Source organism: Kluyvera sp. Awk 3 (genome assembly GCF_028069715.1).
Classification (GTDB): domain Bacteria; phylum Pseudomonadota; class Gammaproteobacteria; order Enterobacterales; family Enterobacteriaceae; genus Kluyvera; species Kluyvera georgiana_A.
In genome coordinates, this window is sequence record NZ_JANEWH010000353.1 from 1 (window position 1) to 263 (window position 263).

Sequence of the window (263 nt, forward strand, 5' to 3'; positions counted from 1 at the left end):
TTCGCCAAAACATCTTCGGCGTTGTAAGGTTAAGCCTCACGGTTCATTAGTATCGGTTAGCTCAACGTATCGCTACGCTTACACACCCGACCTATCAACGTCGTCGTCTTCAACGTTCCTTCAGGACTCTCAAGGAGTCAGGGAGAACTCATCTCGGGGCAAGTTTCGTGCTTAGATGCTTTCAGCACTTATCTTTTCCGCATTTAGCTACCGGGCAATGCCATTGGCATGACAACCCGAACACCAGTGATGCGTCCACTCCG

At 50.2% G+C, this 263-nt stretch carries 1 rRNA gene; it reads right to left on the minus strand.

Annotation, left to right across the window (positions count from 1 at the left end):
- Positions 1–25 precede the first annotated feature (25 nt).
- Positions 26–263 (minus strand): 23S ribosomal RNA (locus NNN71_RS25080); the annotation flags it as partial.